Origin of the sequence: Sphingomonas sp. PvP055, assembly GCF_040546365.1 — a bacterium.
In the GTDB taxonomy this organism is placed as follows: Bacteria; Pseudomonadota; Alphaproteobacteria; order Sphingomonadales; family Sphingomonadaceae; genus Sphingomonas; species Sphingomonas echinoides_A.
In genome coordinates this window covers 1-12,294 of sequence record NZ_JBEPNS010000003.1, presented here as the reverse complement: position 1 = coordinate 12,294, position 12,294 = coordinate 1, and the positions used below count along the sequence as shown (strand labels likewise).

Here is a 12,294-nt window from a genome sequence, read left to right as displayed (position 1 = left end):
CGATTGGGAAGGTCGGGCGAGATGGGAGTGACCGGATCCCCTCGCTGCGACCAATGCGACCGCTTTCACAAAACCCGTTCCCAACTGCACTTTCCCCAAATGGGCGGTTGGGGATGGGGAACTGGGAATGTCGGCGTAGTGCTTGAACGGCTGGTTTTGGGACGACAGCCGATCGGCGGAACGACTGAGATTGGGCGCTTGCCGTAGGTCCGCTTTGAGGCTGCAAAGACTCATTCCCTGACAATCGAGCGTCCTTCCGCGCTTGCGTCTGCCGGCCAATCTTTGATGTACGTTGAAGGGCAGTTTCTCGCCAACTGGATCAGCCGCCCCTACGACTGAAATTGGTCGGTGAGCTACCGCGAATTGCAACCTGCTCTCCCCAACCTCACTAAAGATCACCCGCTGCCGGCGGTTTACCCCCGTTAGGAGGTGCAGAACGCTTTTCGTCCACCTTCCAGGTAGATTCGAGAGCCTTGAGGATGGACCGCCAGGTTTCGGCAACAGCGCCACTTGAATTGTCAGCTTGGCTACGAGCTACTTCCTCAGCTCTATTGCCAAAGCGACGTCGCATCCCAGCGGCGAGGGCCGAAAGCTGATCCTCCATCTTCTGGAAATTATCGGATTACCAAAATATGTGAAATAACATTTCTCAAGTGATCGCCTCGATTTGCGATCTTACAACACCCGCCAGTGTGATGGGGTCAAATGGTTTTGTTATCACCCCGATGATGCCGGGCCTGTTGAGGTGAACGTTGTGAGAAGTGTCCGATGAGAGCAAAATCACTGGAGTAGGCGGTGATCCATCCGTTTTAGTTATTTTTTTTAGCAAATCCGTCCGACTTTTGGCTTCCAGCGCAGCGTCTAAAATTACCAAATCAAACGGTTTTTCAGCTAACGCACTTATCGCATCCGCAGCGCAACTTACTGAAAAGACAAAAATATTTGAATCGAGATGCAGCGAAATCTCTAGTATAAGCCTTATGTCCGGATCATTGTCGACGCAGAGAATGCGCAAACTACGAGTGCTACTCATGCTCCTCCCGCCTTCCCTGCAATAGTGAAAATAGATTCATTTTCTGGATAAGGTTTAGCATGGTATACGAGAAAAGAACAGTGATATGAATACAAGTGCTGTCGAAGCTCCTGTAATGCGGCATCCTTTCAGCGAAATCGATAAGCGTTCACATCTAAAAATGTTTATTAATGGGCGTCTAAGAAATGGCTGACAACCTACTAGCGAGTTGCGATGTTCAAAAAGGTTTTTTAACGCCCTCTCTATGGGGACCGAACAAGGAAATTCAAATTGACTGATGGAATTTCGAACAGCGTCGAGCTTGCTACCCAAATGACGATGGCATGGTTGTCCAACCCTAACACGCGCACGTCGGCGGAGGACGTTGCGGCATTCTTGAAGTCGATGCACGCCGCAGTGGTCGGTCTTTTGGCGGCGCCAGCAGACGTTACTGCCGAGGACGCCGCTCCTGAATTTACCGGGGCAGTCACCGCACGGAAGTCGCTGGCAAATCCCGATGTCATTATCTCAATGATCGATGGCAAACCCTACAAGACGCTGACGCGGCATCTTTCTACCAACGGTCTGACGGCTGGCGAATATCGCGCTCGCTATGGTTTAAAGGCCGACTATCCCATGACTGCACCGTCCTACTCGGCACTGCGGCGGGATATGGCGAAAAAAGTTGGTCTTGGCCGAAAGCCGGGCCAGAAACCGCCAGTCAAGGCAACGGTGCCTACATCTACACCAAAACGTGGTCGTCCCCCGAAGGTAGCCGAGCCTGCGTGAAGTGACAGGCGCCGAACATGCCCGCCGCCACTATGCTTCGACTCGACGTGGATGATCGTCCGCTATTGGGCGTTTTCGGTCCGACCGCTCTACCACCCGAAAGCTGTCAGTCGGCTTTGGGGGGGCAGTCGGCCCGTCGGTCATGTGGCTGAACGTCCCGACCTGGTGGGGAACGGACAGGCAGCTTTCAGGAGGCGGCTGGCGATAGCTGCCGTTCCCGAAAAGGATGCAATTCTGGGAAAGCCTGATCAACCAAGCACAATCTAGCCGCGTTCTGGCTTGCCCTCGAAGTTACTGATGGCGGAAGCGTCGGTGCGGTTCCTCACGCCCCACTCGCACAGGGGCAGCAGAGCCTCGATCAGCGTCATGCCGAATGGAGTGACGGTGTAATCGACTTTGGGCGGCACCTCGCCATAGTCGCGACGAACCAATACCTCTGCCGAGGCGAGTTCACGCAGTTGCTGTATTAGCACCTTCTCGCTGATGCCGGCGACCGTCCGCTTGAGATCGCCGAACCGCCTCGGACCCGAGCGGAGGTGATACAGGATCAGCGGCTTCCATTTGCCGCCCATGATGGCCAGCGCGACATCAAGGCCGCAGTCAGATGGAGGAACGCTCATCGCATCTCTTCGGTACTTACCTTTAGGTAGGTTCTACCCACATTACCAGTGCCGGTCCATATTCTAAAAACGTGCGCGACGGGATCAATCATCTTTCCGTCGCAACAATGGAGCTTAAACATGACCGACACGCCGACCATCCTGATCTATGCAACATATCGCATCCAGCCCAGCGACGTGGAAGCGTTCCGGGATATCGCTTCGCGCATGGCGAGCGCGGCCAGGCTGCGGGACGGCTGCGTATTTCTTGACGTTACGGAGGAAGTAGGTGCCGCCGGCACGTTCCGGCTGATTGAAGCCTGGCGAGATCAGGCGGCGTTGAACGCACACCTCTCCACGCCCGATTTCCAAGCGGTATTCGAAGAAGCTGGGAAACTCGGCATCACCGACCGTCAGGCCGACTCCTATTCGATTTCGGGCAGAGCGGCGCTCGACATGCCGTCCTGACCGGAATGAGGACCGGCCCACAAGGCGTTCCAGCAAACGGACGGCGGGAGAGAAGGCGTCGGCCTTCTCGGAATCGATCGTGAACTGAGAATTTATCCAGTGTCTCGATATCCCGTTTGATTGGCATTTTAGGACGTAGTGGGGGGTGGTTGTCCGGCAATGCCGATCGCACTGCGATAGGGCAGCTCTGAGCAATCTTGCAGATTGACGGTGCCACGGGTACGCGCTTCTCGTCTAGCTGGATGAATATCTTGCTGGGCAGTGATCGCGCTGGTGTCCCGAGAGGGACTTAATAGGGAACACGGTGTGGGAGATACTCTCCCGAAGCCGAGGCTGTCCCTGCAACTGTAAGCGGCGAGCGAGACGTACATCGCGTCCTCTTTTGGAGGGTGCAGCCACTGGACCAACGCCGTAACGGCCGAGATCCGGGAAGGCCGTATATCGAGCGACGACCCGTGAGCCAGGAGACCTGCCAGCGTCTGGTCGCTCTTGCTTTGGTCCAGGGGATGGTCGGGGCACGGTTCTTCCGTCTGAGCGACGAACGAGCGGCGGGGGTCGCATCGGTTCGTGTCGCGGGCGCTTGCGTCCGCCTGTCGACGCGTGCCGACCGTTCGCAGCGGACGCCCCCGTCCGAAGTCGCTTGGCGCACGGGGGACGGACATGAAGAATCTGAGATTACGAACAAAATGGCTCGAATGCGTGGCTATAGCTTCGGCATGTAGCACCACACCAGCATGGGCTCAGGGGCAAAACACCGAGGCTGTGCCGTCACAGGCACCAAACGACATTGTCGTGTTCGGCCGCGGCGAAGCGAAGATCGGTGTTGCGCATGCAGCAAGTGAGGGCACCGTCGCCGGTGCCGACCTTCTGGTTCGCCCGCTGCTGCGCGTTGCCGAACTGCTAGAGGCGATACCTGGCATGGTCGCTGCGCAGCATTCGGGAAGCGGCAAGGCCAACCAGTATTTCCTGCGTGGCTTCAATCTCGATCACGGTTCGGACTTCACGACTTATATCGACGGGGTGCAAATGAACCTGCGCACCCACGGTCATGGCCAAGGCTATCTCGATCTCAACGGACTGATCCCGGAGATCGTCGCGCGCGAGGATTTTCGCAAAGGGCCATACCGTGCCGATGGCGGCGACTTCGCGCTGGCGGGGGCTGCCTACATGACCACGATCGACAGCTTCGCCCGGCCGTGGCTTTCGGTCGAGGGCGGCTCTTATGGCTATGGTCGGATCGCCGCGGGCGGGACGATTGACGGGATTGGTCCGGGGAAACTGACGCTCGTCGCGCAAACCAAGGTCTACGACGGACCATGGGAGGAGCCTGAGCATATGCGACACGCATCTGGCTTTGCGAAATATACCGCTCCAGCTGGCGCAGGCCAGGTCGAAGCCTCGCTCAACGCCTACCGCGCGACCTGGCGTCCGACCGAACAGATTCCCGAGCGCATAATTGGTACCGCGCTCTGCAAGGACGTGTTCTGCTCACCCGATCCGACGGCACGCGGCGAAACGACACGGCTCGTCGGCAACGTCGCGGTCCGCCAGCCTGACTGGCACGCCAATGTCTATGGTCAGTTCTACGACTGGTCGATGTATTCGAACCCGACCTACACCGACCCGGACGGGACCAGCGCACAGATCCGCCAGTTCGACAAACGCTGGATCGTCGGCGCGAGGGGCGAAAAGCGTTGGACGCTCGCACCGACCCTTGCCGTCTCGCTCGGCACCGAAGAGCGCTACGACCATATCGGCAGCGTCGGTGTGTATCGCACCAGCGCGCGATCGTTCCTGTCGTCGCTCGGCCGCTACCATGTCGAGGAAGCGTCGGCAGCATTGTACGGCGAAGCGACGTGGACGCCGGTTACGGGTCTCCGCCTGATCGGTGGGGTTCGTGGGGACTATTATCACTACGTCGTTCGCGCGCGGGATCAGGCGGCGGTCTTGGCCGGCGAAGGCAGAGGCGACGACGCGATCCTGTCGCCCAAGGCATCAATCGCGTACTCGCCGACCGATCGGCTGGAGTTCTACGGCAACTGGGGACGTGGGTTCCACTCCAACGACGTCCGCGGCGCGGTAAACGTCGAAACGCCGGTGCCTGTGCCGGTCCGCGGCAACGGCCGCGAAGTCGGCGCCCGGTGGCAGTTACCCGGCATTACGCTGACCGCGACCTATTGGTGGCTCGACGTCGACAGCGAACTGCGCTTCGTCGGAGATTCCAACGCGGTCGAACCGACCGGTGCCAGCGAGCGTCGTGGCTATGAACTTGTGGCGTTCTGGCGGCCCAGGCCGTGGCTTGCGATCGACGGCAATTACACAGCGAGCCGGTCGCGGTACGACAATGGCGATCGTATTCCCAACGCCTTCGAGAACGCCGCATCCGCCGGGATCGCGCTGGTGCTCAATCCTTGGGAGGCAAGCGTTCGCGTCCGCCACCTCGGGCCCTATCCTTTGATCGAAGACAACAGCGTCCGAGATACAGGAAGTACCGTCGTCAACGTCCGCGCGGCTCGCAAGATCGGACGGTTCGAGGTGTACGGCGAGGTGCTCAACATCCTCGACAGCCGCGACAAGGATATCGCCTATTTCTACGAATCCTACATCCCCTCGTTTGATACCGCGGGACCGGCCGATGGTCGTTTAAGCCGCGTAGTTGAGCCACGGACGTTGCGCCTGGGTGTCCGGGTGAGTTTCTAGGCGGTGCCAGATGATCGCCAGTCTCGGGTGAAGCTGGCGATCATTCAATGGCTGCGCACCTGCAATGGTGTCTGCCTCATAGTGCGCGCATTGGACTCTACCCCTCAGATCGGTACGCCCCCACTCAGACGGGTAGCATGTTCCCATAAGCGACGCAGACTGTGCGGAAACTCGCCTTTGGCTGGTGCTGCCGCCTAGGCTGCGCTGGATGGGACCGAAACTGCGGACACCCAGATTGGTGAGATCGGAACGATCGGCATACGCTAGAGGGCGACCTTCTCGTCCTCAATATGGTAGGGCTTGCCCGTAATATGCGCTTTGACGAACGACAGTACCGACACCACGGCCTGATCTGCCCCCCGCTGAGAGGCCCAGAGACTATGATAGTCTGGACCACGAAAGGGACGACAGATGCCATTCAAGAAGCACAAGCCGGAAGAGATCATCGGCAAGCTGCGTGAAGTTGAGATCGTGCTGGCACAGGGGGCATCGACGGCCGACGCGTGCCGGCGGATCGCTGTCAGCGAGCAGACGTACTACCGCTGGCGCAAGGAATATGGTGGGCTGAAGACCGACCAGGCGCGGCGGATGAAGGATCTGGAGAAGGAGAATCTGCGGCTGCGCCGGGCGATCTCGGACCTGACGCTGGACAAGCTGATCTTGCAGGAGGCAGCCCGGGGAAACTTCTGAGCCCTGCGCGACGACGGCGCTGCATCGATCATGTGCGACGAGAGCTTCCGGTGTCCGAGCGACGGATCTGCCGGGTGTTGGGTCAGCATCGATCGACGCAGCGCAAGGTGCCGCGTGGGGCGGATGACGAACAGGCGCTGTCCGAAGACATCATCGCGCTAGCAAAGCAATATGGTCGCTACGGCTATCGCCGGGTGACGGCATTGCTGTGCCATAGGGGCTGGACGGTGAACCATAAACGGGTCGAGCGGATCTGGCGGCGTGAAGGGCTCAAGGTGCCGCAGAAGCAACCGAAACGTGGGCGGCTGTGGTTGAACGACGGCTCGTGCATCCGACTGCGCCCGGAATATCCGGGGCATGTATGGGCGTACGACTTTGTCGAAGGCCGCACGCATGATGGCCGCAAGTTCCGCATCCTGACCATCATCGACGAGGCCAGTCGAGAATGCCTGGCGCTGGTCGTGGCACGGCAGCTCAGACATGAAGACGTACTGGCGGCGTTGGCCGACCTGTTCGTCACACGGGGACCACCGGCGCACATACGGTCGGATAATGGCGCCGAGTTTATCGCGAACGGGGTGCAGAAATGGCTTGGCCAGATCGGCGTGAAGACGCTCTACATCGCACCGGGATCACCATGGGAGAATGGCTATAATGAGAGCTTCAACGGGTCGCTGCGCGACGAACTGCTGAATGGCGAGATCTTCTACAGCCTCGCCGAGGCGAAGGTGCTGATTGAAGCCTGGCGGCGGCATTACAACACCGTTCGCCCGCACAGCAGCCTTGGCTACCGACCACCGGCCCCGGAAACGGCCTTACCGCCATATCCGGCCTCCGGTTCCGCTTCGCTCCACCTCCGCCCGGATATGGCAGCGGCGAGCATAATCCACTAACAATCAACACGGTCCACTCGACGGGGGCAGGTCAGGCCGCGCCGGGGTGTCCCAGTATTCGGCGCCATCGGCATGTACTTTCAACAGTACAAGCTCAGGATCCTCCGGCCCGTTTGGAAACCACGCCGAGATGCCGGCGTTCCACAGCTGCTTAGTCTTTTCGGCATCGTGTATGACCTCGGCGTCCCCGGTGAGGGAAACCCATGAACTTTTGGATGATAGGGCAACGTTGACGCGGGGGTTCCGGCCTATCTGTTCGACCTTGCGTCCATCCTGTTTAGTGATGAACCATAGATCGCCATCAAACTCGACCTCTTGCACCGCCATGGGTCGGCTCATTAAGCGACCCTCTGCACCAGTTGTCGTGAACATGCATACCTGGATGTCGGACATCAACTTGGCGAGCTTTGCGATTTCCTCGTTGCGTGAGGCGGCCTGATTTTGTGACGTGTCGCTCATGATGGTCAGCCTGTTCTGTATCGGAACAGGATGGTCCTTACCGTCGCTCGTTCGTACAAACGTGCCGACTACGGATCTGACCCATCGACGGATACGTAAGCAGAGAATATTTTCATTCCGACTGTCTTACAGAGACGGTCAGTGGTTCAGATGCGGTCCGACGTATCTTCGTCAACCTAATCAGAATAGCCATCCTGTTCATAACTGGTGAGCCAAGAGCTTTTAATTTAACTTACCAGCTATGAAAGACTTGCATAAGCTCGTCGACGGCTAAGTGTTGCTGGCTACTTTCCGAGATATGACCTCACTGCCGTAACACCCCCTCAAACGTCGCCGACGCTTAAAGCCGCCCGACTGCCATCCACTTTGCCAGCGAGCCCTGGAACTTCCTCCAGCTGGCGCAAATCAGTGAACCGTCCCCGCTCCCCTCGATAACGCACGACCTCGAACCCATGCCCTCTAAGTCCGGGAACTGCATCCAGTTCTTCCGCGCTTGCGGTGTTCACATTGACGGATGAGGGTTCGTTCATAGGTTTGCCTGCTCTTCTTCGCTAAGATTAGCGTCTGGTCCATAATATAGTTCTGCACAGGCTTCGCGCAGACAGCCACCGGTGATTTGGATATCATCCCGGTATGCATCCCCAATGAACCCAAGGGTGTCGACGTGCCGCGCTTCGAAGTACATCGGATGGACATCACTGCGACCAGCACCGTAGACAACACGGCCGACCTTGGACCAGATCGAGGCCATCGTGCACATGCCGCATGGTTGGAGTGTCGAGTACAGGGTGGCGCCGCGCAACTCGAGCTCGCCAGTGCTTTCGCACGCACGTCGGATCGCCATCATTTCGGCATGCGCGGTTGCGTCAGGCAGCTCCTTGGTCTGGTTGCGTTCGGCCGCGAGAACTTTTCCGTCTAGGACGATGACGCACCCAAGCGGCGACGTCGAGGGGTCGGAGCCTTTTGAGCGTGCCACGTCGATGGCCATCTGCATCCAGTGTTCGTCAGGGTGATCCTGCATGTCGCCTCCTCAAAGCTTAGGCGTTTTGTTGGTCTGGCGTTATCGTGCTCGCCGACTGAACGACGCGGACCGTGGTATCTGTCGGGTCGACCGGGTCCATGACGAATGCGCCAGCGTCTCGGTTGGCAGTTAGCCATGCAACGTGAGCCGGGGTGATCCTTTGTCCCGGCACAAGGCGAGGCACGCCGGGTGGTGCCGGCGCGATCATCTCCGCAGCGATACGTCCAGCGGCGTCTTCATATCGCACCATTCCGACCGAGCCACTCATTGCTGCTGGCCCCGACATAGCCATCTCTACGGATAACGTCGCAATCCCCGGGACTGCCCGCGCCCTTGGCAGGATCGATGGATCCGCCGCGAGTTGCCTCAGCAGGTCGTGCAGACCGCGGACGAGCTTTCGGACGTCCGACCGTGTCGTGCCGAGCGACAGAACGGCGAGAAGATGGCGGGCATCTGACAGGCCCATGCTGATACGATGATGCTCGTACAACCAGTCATCGATGGCATAACCTGAGACCCCCAAGGCCGACACGTCGACCAGCACCTTGGTGACATCAAGGTCGGTATCTGGAGGCAGATGCTCACGACCAAACACTCGCAATCCCGGCATCGCGTTGATGGTCATGCGTAGCCCCTCAGCGAGACTGATAACGCCCGACCACATCTGTTCACCGTTCAGTGCATGGTCGCGCCTGGTGGCGTCGAGCGTTGCCAGGATCGGGACGGAAGGGCTGGTCGTCTCGAACAATTCATAGGCCATCCAGAGACGCTGCCGATCGATCAGATTGCCTTTGGCAACGATCACCGACGCTTGCGCCAATGCTCCCATCGTCTTGTGCGCGCTATAAACCGCAACGTCCGCTCCCTTGGTCAATGGATCGTCCGGCAACCCCTCACAGAAGGCGAACGCGCCGCCCCAAGCGGCATCTACGATCAGTGGGATACCGTGATCGTGACAAATGTCGGCCAAAGCAGCGACATCACTGGTGACGCCGTAATAGGTTGGACTAACCAGGACGAAGGCCTTCGCCGAAGGGTTTGCTGTCAGCATTGCCAAAAGCGCCTCCGGCTCAACGCCATTCTCGATGTCCCAGGCATCATCGACCTGAACGGGAACGATTACGGCATCAAGCCCGGCCGCCAGTGCGTAAGTACGTTCCGCCTTATGCGCATTGGCAGCGATAAGGATCGTATCCCCAGGGGCGGTAACCGCTGCCATCACGGTATGAAGGCTTTGGGTCGATCCGCCCGTCACAAACCGGCAGAAGTCCGCATTCCATGCCTCTGCCGCGATTTCATGCGCTCGCTGCAGCGCGAGTTTTCCCTCGGTTCGATCGTCCAGCCCCTTGGGGGTCAGTACGTCAGCCTGAAAGATCCGCTTGCCAAGCAGTCTGCGCATTCCCGTTGGCATTGCCGCGCCTTGATTGTGGCCCGGAGCGCCAAAGCCGATGACTGGTTTCTTCTCGATCGCAGCCAACGAATCTACCAACGGCGCACTCTTCTGATCCATGCTAAGCCTGCTCCTAACTCTCGCGCAAGAAACGCACGGATCGAGAAAAGCCCCGGTAATAAGCGACTTAAGTTTGCACTGACTGAGCGACGTCAGAAGGGGCATTGACCCCTTCGAAGCTAGCTCATCGGTCCGTTGCAACGGTTAGTTTATGGCCACGCTCTACAGCAGCTGCCTCATGCATTCCGGCAAGCTTGGTATGGATCTGGGCATTATGGCTATCGGACGCTCGCGCCGCCATTTTGCGATGCTCGTTCGCCCGCCGGTGGTGATAAGTCGCCGCATCTTCCAATGAACGGTTCCCTGTTTGTTCAAATTTCGAGCGGCTTTAGATAGGTATGCATCATATTGGCAAGTGCCGGGGGTACCCGCTGATCGATGATGGACGTCGGAGGGTGGCGATATTGACATACTTCAATCTTTGGAGCGCTGTCGTACACAGCCAACAGCTTGCGCGGGACGTCGCTCAGCGTGTTTTAGCTGGCTAGTTGAGTCCATCGCGGTTCAAGGTTTGGAGAAGCGATAAGGCTTGCTGGTCGCGGCATGCTGGGTGGCGGATCGAACATGCCATTGGCCAAATAATTGATCGCGTTGACCAGCCCCGCATGAGAAAAGGGCTTGGCTATGACGCCGTGTGCGCCAGAGAAGTCGGCCGGTATTCTCGAGACGTTTGCGGTGACGAAAATGATCAGTGCATCTGGCCAATGCGCCCGGATGTATCGACATACATCCAGTCCGTTCGACTCGTCTGCTAAGTGGATGTCGACAAACGCGAGTTGCGGATGCAAATCCTCAGGCAATGCTTCGACCTCACGAAGGCTTGCCGCCTCGGCTAGCACGTGATGGCCACTGTCCTCGACCATCGCCTCGATATCCATCGCGAGGAGCATTTCGTCCTCGACGATCAGGACTTCCATCGTGTTGGTCATGATTTCGCTTCAGCTTTGGGAAAGGTGATCGTCACGCAGGTTCCCGGCGCATTGTCGCTCCAGGTGGCTTCCGCGCGAGCTTGGCGTGCTAGACGAGTGATAAGCGATGTGCCGATACTTTTGCTCCGAGCGATAGACGGCATGCCCGGACCATCATCACAAATTTTGATGGTGCCGTAATCATCACCGCCCTCCACCAGGAGACTTAGGTGACCCGACCGACCATCCGCAAAAGCGTGTTTGACGGCGTTGGTCAGGATCTCGTTCAGAATTAGGCCAAGCGCCGATGCATTGGCTGCGTCTATTGAAAGCGGCTGTGCGCGAACGTCCAGCTTGATATCACTACGGCCGCTTGATCCAACTACGTCAGATATGAGGCTTTCGGCGAAGCTGCCAATATCGAACCGAGCGATATCGGAGGATTGGTAAAGTTGACGATGAACCACGGCGAGAGCATCGACGCGTTCAAGCATGGAATCGAGCTTTGATGCCACAGAAGGATCGTCGATCGTGCGTACTTGGAGGCGCAGCAGCGATCCAATCATCGTCAGATTATTCTTAACTCGGTGATCGACCTCGTGGAGAAGGATGGTCTTAGCATCGAGTGCCGCACGTAGGTCGGCGGTTCGGCGCTCGACTTCGCGTTCGACCAAAATCTTCTGATCATTGATAATATTCTGCGCTTCGACCCGGTCGCTGACATCCAGTTGTGATGCAAAGAAGAAGCGGACTACACCGTCCTTATCCCTGACCGGGGACATATAGAGAGCGTTCCAGAAGGTCGTCCCGTCTTTGCGATAATTCAGAAGATCGACGCCAATATCATCACCGGCTGCAATGGCTTCGCGGACCTGGGTAACTGTATCACGGTCCGTGTCAGGACCTTGGAGAAACCGACAATTTTTGCCAATGATTTCATCTCGCGTATAGCCGGTCAGGTCCTGAAACGCGACGTTGCAAAAGACGATGGGGTTATCATCTCGTGCCGGGTCAGTAATTACCATCGGCATGCGTGTAGCGCGAACGGCAGCAGCGAACGGATCCCCTCGACCGTGCTCGTACTCCAGTGCGTCAGTTAAATGCCAGTCGTCGCGTTGCTTCAAGGCTACCCCCCTAGCGAAGGCCGGAGGGCTCCACGCATGCGTGAACGTCATTCGTAGCTAATCGTTCCGGACAGGATCACTATGAGACATGTGTCACAACTGGACGGTTTGGCACCGCTAT

The 12,294-nt window shown here is 58.1% G+C and carries 13 protein-coding genes and 1 riboswitch; of the genes, 5 read left to right on the top strand and 8 right to left on the bottom strand.

Going from position 1 to position 12,294, the window contains the following annotated elements:
• Window positions 1-649: 649 nt before the first annotated feature.
• Window positions 650-1,033, bottom strand: coding sequence for a response regulator (locus tag ABIC16_RS19945; RefSeq protein ID WP_354292609.1), 384 nt, complete (start codon window positions 1,031-1,033; stop codon window positions 650-652).
• A 270-nt stretch (window positions 1,034-1,303) separates the two neighbouring features.
• Between ABIC16_RS19945 and ABIC16_RS19940 the strand changes: the two genes are divergently transcribed.
• Entirely contained in the window at window positions 1,304-1,801 is a 498-nt protein-coding gene (locus tag ABIC16_RS19940; protein ID WP_354292607.1) for a Ros/MucR family transcriptional regulator, read from the top strand.
• Between the two features lie 263 nt (window positions 1,802-2,064).
• Here ABIC16_RS19940 and ABIC16_RS19935 read toward each other — a convergent pair whose 3' ends face one another.
• Window positions 2,065-2,421 (bottom strand): winged helix-turn-helix transcriptional regulator, encoded by a 357-nt coding sequence (locus ABIC16_RS19935; protein WP_354292605.1) that lies wholly within the window; start codon window positions 2,419-2,421, stop codon window positions 2,065-2,067.
• A 120-nt stretch (window positions 2,422-2,541) separates the two neighbouring features.
• Here ABIC16_RS19935 and ABIC16_RS19930 point away from each other — a divergent pair, with 120 nt between their 5' ends.
• The 3 genes from ABIC16_RS19930 (at window position 2,542) to ABIC16_RS19920 (ending at window position 7,151) form a co-directional block, all read left to right on the top strand.
• On the top strand, window positions 2,542-2,868 hold the full coding sequence (locus tag ABIC16_RS19930; protein WP_354292603.1) for a putative quinol monooxygenase: 327 nt from the start codon (window positions 2,542-2,544) through the stop codon (window positions 2,866-2,868).
• Window positions 2,869-3,122: 254 nt separating this feature from the next.
• Window positions 3,123-3,359, top strand: a riboswitch (cobalamin riboswitch).
• Window positions 3,360-3,528: 169 nt separating this feature from the next.
• Window positions 3,529-5,568 carry a TonB-dependent receptor gene (locus ABIC16_RS19925; protein WP_354292601.1) on the top strand — a complete coding sequence of 680 codons (2,040 nt, stop codon included), beginning with the start codon at window positions 3,529-3,531 and terminating at the stop codon, window positions 5,566-5,568.
• 411 nt (window positions 5,569-5,979) lie between these two features.
• Window positions 5,980-7,151, top strand: a protein-coding gene (locus tag ABIC16_RS19920) for an IS3 family transposase (RefSeq protein ID WP_354292600.1) whose coding sequence is annotated in 2 segments (ribosomal slippage) — window positions 5,980-6,244 and window positions 6,244-7,151 — 1,173 coding nt in all. Because the reading frame shifts where the segments join, the coding sequence is not laid out codon by codon here.
• Between the two features lie 3 nt (window positions 7,152-7,154).
• Here ABIC16_RS19920 and ABIC16_RS19915 read toward each other — a convergent pair.
• The 4 genes from ABIC16_RS19915 to ABIC16_RS19900 form a co-directional block, all read right to left on the bottom strand.
• Window positions 7,155-7,610, bottom strand: coding sequence for a pyridoxamine 5'-phosphate oxidase family protein (locus ABIC16_RS19915; protein WP_354292598.1), 456 nt, complete (start codon window positions 7,608-7,610; stop codon window positions 7,155-7,157).
• A 323-nt stretch (window positions 7,611-7,933) separates the two neighbouring features.
• Entirely contained in the window at window positions 7,934-8,140 is a 207-nt protein-coding gene (locus ABIC16_RS19910; RefSeq protein WP_354292596.1) for a helix-hairpin-helix domain-containing protein, read from the bottom strand.
• Entirely contained in the window at window positions 8,137-8,631 is a 495-nt protein-coding gene (locus ABIC16_RS19905) for a nucleoside deaminase (protein ID WP_354292595.1), read from the bottom strand. The genes ABIC16_RS19910 and ABIC16_RS19905 overlap by 4 nt, the downstream gene beginning before the upstream one ends.
• 16 nt (window positions 8,632-8,647) lie before the next feature.
• Window positions 8,648-10,141, bottom strand: a complete 1,494-nt coding sequence (locus ABIC16_RS19900) for an aminotransferase class I/II-fold pyridoxal phosphate-dependent enzyme (RefSeq protein ID WP_354292594.1) — start codon at window positions 10,139-10,141, stop codon at window positions 8,648-8,650.
• A 151-nt stretch (window positions 10,142-10,292) separates the two neighbouring features.
• Here ABIC16_RS19900 and ABIC16_RS19895 point away from each other — a divergent pair, with 151 nt between their 5' ends.
• Window positions 10,293-10,436, top strand: a complete 144-nt coding sequence (locus tag ABIC16_RS19895) for a hypothetical protein (RefSeq protein WP_354292593.1) — start codon at window positions 10,293-10,295, stop codon at window positions 10,434-10,436.
• A 181-nt stretch (window positions 10,437-10,617) separates the two neighbouring features.
• Here the strand turns inward: ABIC16_RS19895 and ABIC16_RS19890 are convergent, their stop codons facing one another.
• Both ABIC16_RS19890 and ABIC16_RS19885 read right to left on the bottom strand, forming a co-directional pair.
• Window positions 10,618-11,070, bottom strand: coding sequence for a response regulator (locus ABIC16_RS19890; protein ID WP_354292592.1), 453 nt, complete (start codon window positions 11,068-11,070; stop codon window positions 10,618-10,620).
• The gene (locus tag ABIC16_RS19885) at window positions 11,067-12,173 is read right to left on the bottom strand and encodes a histidine kinase dimerization/phosphoacceptor domain -containing protein (protein WP_354292591.1); all 1,107 of its coding nucleotides are present in this window, start codon (window positions 12,171-12,173) and stop codon (window positions 11,067-11,069) included. The genes ABIC16_RS19890 and ABIC16_RS19885 overlap by 4 nt, the downstream gene beginning before the upstream one ends.
• Between the last annotated feature and the right edge of the window lie 121 nt (window positions 12,174-12,294).

What these genes read in the sequence shown, in the direction of transcription:
- ABIC16_RS19945 (WP_354292609.1), bottom strand. Translation starts at nt 1,033, where the DNA reads ATGAGTAGCACTCGTAGTTTGCGCATTCTCTGCGTCGACAATGATCCG.
- ABIC16_RS19935 (WP_354292605.1), bottom strand. Translation starts at nt 2,421, where the DNA reads ATGAGCGTTCCTCCATCTGACTGCGGCCTTGATGTCGCGCTGGCCATC.
- ABIC16_RS19930 (WP_354292603.1), top strand. Translation starts at nt 2,542, where the DNA reads ATGACCGACACGCCGACCATCCTGATCTATGCAACATATCGCATCCAG.
- ABIC16_RS19925 (WP_354292601.1), top strand. Translation starts at nt 3,529, where the DNA reads ATGAAGAATCTGAGATTACGAACAAAATGGCTCGAATGCGTGGCTATA.
- ABIC16_RS19915 (WP_354292598.1), bottom strand. Translation starts at nt 7,610, where the DNA reads ATGAGCGACACGTCACAAAATCAGGCCGCCTCACGCAACGAGGAAATC.
- ABIC16_RS19910 (WP_354292596.1), bottom strand. Translation starts at nt 8,140, where the DNA reads ATGAACGAACCCTCATCCGTCAATGTGAACACCGCAAGCGCGGAAGAA.
- ABIC16_RS19905 (WP_354292595.1), bottom strand. Translation starts at nt 8,631, where the DNA reads ATGCAGGATCACCCTGACGAACACTGGATGCAGATGGCCATCGACGTG.
- ABIC16_RS19900 (WP_354292594.1), bottom strand. Translation starts at nt 10,141, where the DNA reads ATGGATCAGAAGAGTGCGCCGTTGGTAGATTCGTTGGCTGCGATCGAG.
- ABIC16_RS19895 (WP_354292593.1), top strand. Translation starts at nt 10,293, where the DNA reads ATGGCCACGCTCTACAGCAGCTGCCTCATGCATTCCGGCAAGCTTGGT.
- ABIC16_RS19890 (WP_354292592.1), bottom strand. Translation starts at nt 11,070, where the DNA reads ATGACCAACACGATGGAAGTCCTGATCGTCGAGGACGAAATGCTCCTC.